This window comes from Sulfurimonas sp., from assembly GCF_018698455.1.
Taxonomy (GTDB): domain Bacteria; phylum Campylobacterota; class Campylobacteria; order Campylobacterales; family Sulfurimonadaceae; genus Sulfurimonas.
The window spans coordinates 1-2048 of the sequence record NZ_JABIOQ010000038.1 but is presented as its reverse complement, the minus strand read 5'-3'; the positions used below and the strand labels follow the sequence as shown (position 1 = coordinate 2048).

Sequence of the window (2048 nt, the reverse complement as noted above, 5' to 3'; positions counted from 1 at the left end):
GCTATCCCACCAACTCCGTCTTCGAGATAAACCACTTGAGAAACTAGCCCTATCAAAGGAGCGTCTGATGAAGAAAATAAAATCTCTTCATCCCCTTTAGCGATGATCAAAGGACTTCCATGTTTGAAGAAAAATATCTTTTTACTTTCCTCTTTTGTGATGAGGAGTATGGAGTAAGCACCTTCGAGTCTTTTTATAGTGTTCTTAAACGCAGATTTTGTGTCTTGGAGCTTGTTGTTATAGTATTCAAAAAGGTGAACTATCACTTCTGTGTCGGTTTGAGACAAAAACTTATGTCCAGCTCTCTCCAACTCAGCTTTGAGTTCTTTGTAGTTCTCTATGATACCGTTATGTACTACGTAAGAGTATTCACCCATATGGGGATGAGCATTTATTTCTGTAGGTTTTCCATGTGTCGCCCATCTTGTATGGCCTATACCTGCTTTACTATGCATTGCTTCAGTACTACTGAATGTTTTACTTGATGATGCTATTTTTTCTTCTAAGTTCTTTATCTTTCCTAGAGCTTTATAAACTTCTAAATTATCATTTTCAAGTATGGCTATACCTGCACTATCATAACCTCTATACTCTAGCTCTTTCAAACCATTTAGCAAAATAGTGTTAATATCTTTTTTTCCTATGTATCCTACTATTCCGCACATATCTAGTTCATCTTTCTATAAAAATAGTTAGTAGCTTCAAGTTTATAAGTTAAAAGTGCATCTGTTAGTTTGATCATTTTAGTTTACCTCTTTTGCATCTATGTATAATGTTTCGGGAGATATGTCAATTTCATCAGACCAAGCAACTGTACCAAACTGTACTTTAGCACTTTCGAAGAAACTTTTTTCTTTTAAAGGTTGAAATATATTTTTATGAATCTCCATCCAAGCTTGAACAAGTCTTTGTTGTTTATTTGGTAAATCGCCTTCCATCATTTCTGATGTATCTAAGCCATCTTCGTAACCATCTGTCACCAAGGGCATATCCTGTGGCAAATCAGAAAGTTTTTTAATTAGTTCTTTAACAGTTGGATTATTATGAGAAGTCTTACTCATTTAACTTGCCCCCCCATTTAACTTTATCAGCTTCGAGTTCAAGTTGAAGTTCTTCATACTCAGCTTTTTTTCTTACTATGAACTTTTTTGTAAGAGTCATCTTCTCTTTAATGCCTTTATCTGTTAAAAGGTAAGTGTATTTTCTTTTATTATCAGAAGTCATGAAGTTTTCAGATTTTATGAGACCTTTGTCTATAAGAGCATTAAGAACATAGTTTATTTTCCCCACACTAAACCCTATCTCTTTTGCCAATGACTTTTGTGATGAGATGTTTTCAGCATGTTTTAACATAAGTAGTTCTAGCTCTTCGTGGTTCAAATCTTGTTTCCTAATGTTAATAAAAATTTGTAGCGGAATTATAGTAGATTCAAGCTTTGAACTTGCTTTAAAGTGTTTAAGTTTTGAAGAAAAAATAGCGATTTTTGTTTTTGTTTTACTTGGGATTTTTGAGACTAAATACCGTAAACTTGGGGTTTAGGGTTTAAAGCCAGAAATGCTGTAATTCATGAAAGATAAATAATATCAATAATTTTACATATTTCGTTTTAAACTTTATACTTCCCCAAATACCATTCAACACTCTTAACAATCCCACTATCAAAGTTCTCGTTCGCTTTCCAGCCAAGCTCTGTCTCAAGTTTTGTTGCATTAATAGCATAACGTCTATCATGTCCTGCTCTATCTTCTACGAAAGTGATAAGGTCTTTATAACTGTCTTTATTGATTGTGTTTTTTGATGGAACTTTTTCATCAAGTATAGTACATATAGCATCAACTATCTGAAGATTAGTTCTCTCGTTTCTTCCACCAATGTTATAAACATTAGCTTCCTTGCCTGTATGGTAAACCAAGTCTATACCTTTACAGTGGTCAAGTACATATAACCAGTCTCTAATGTTCTTACCATCGCCATAGATAGGAATGTTTTCTCCTGCTAATGCTTTTCTAATAATAATAGGTATAAGTTTCTCATCATGTTGTTTAGG

The 2048-nt window shown here is 33.5% G+C and carries 4 protein-coding genes; all 4 read right to left on the bottom strand.

From position 1 onward, the window contains the following. Window positions 1–665 (bottom strand): class II glutamine amidotransferase (locus HOG88_RS05070; RefSeq protein WP_295003872.1); only part of this gene is annotated, 665 nt, incomplete at its 3' end. A gap of 78 nt (window positions 666–743) precedes the next feature. Beyond that, the gene (locus HOG88_RS05065) at window positions 744–1061 is read right to left on the bottom strand and encodes a DUF4160 domain-containing protein (RefSeq protein WP_295003870.1); all 318 of its coding nucleotides are present in this window, start codon (window positions 1059–1061) and stop codon (window positions 744–746) included. Then, the gene (locus HOG88_RS05060) at window positions 1054–1380 is read right to left on the bottom strand and encodes a MarR family EPS-associated transcriptional regulator (RefSeq protein WP_295003868.1); all 327 of its coding nucleotides are present in this window, start codon (window positions 1378–1380) and stop codon (window positions 1054–1056) included. Before HOG88_RS05060 ends, HOG88_RS05065 begins: the two co-directional genes overlap by 8 nt. 227 nt (window positions 1381–1607) lie before the next feature. Beyond that, the coding region (locus tag HOG88_RS05055; RefSeq protein ID WP_295003866.1) for a GDP-mannose 4,6-dehydratase at window positions 1608–2048 on the bottom strand (441 nt) is incomplete at its 5' end.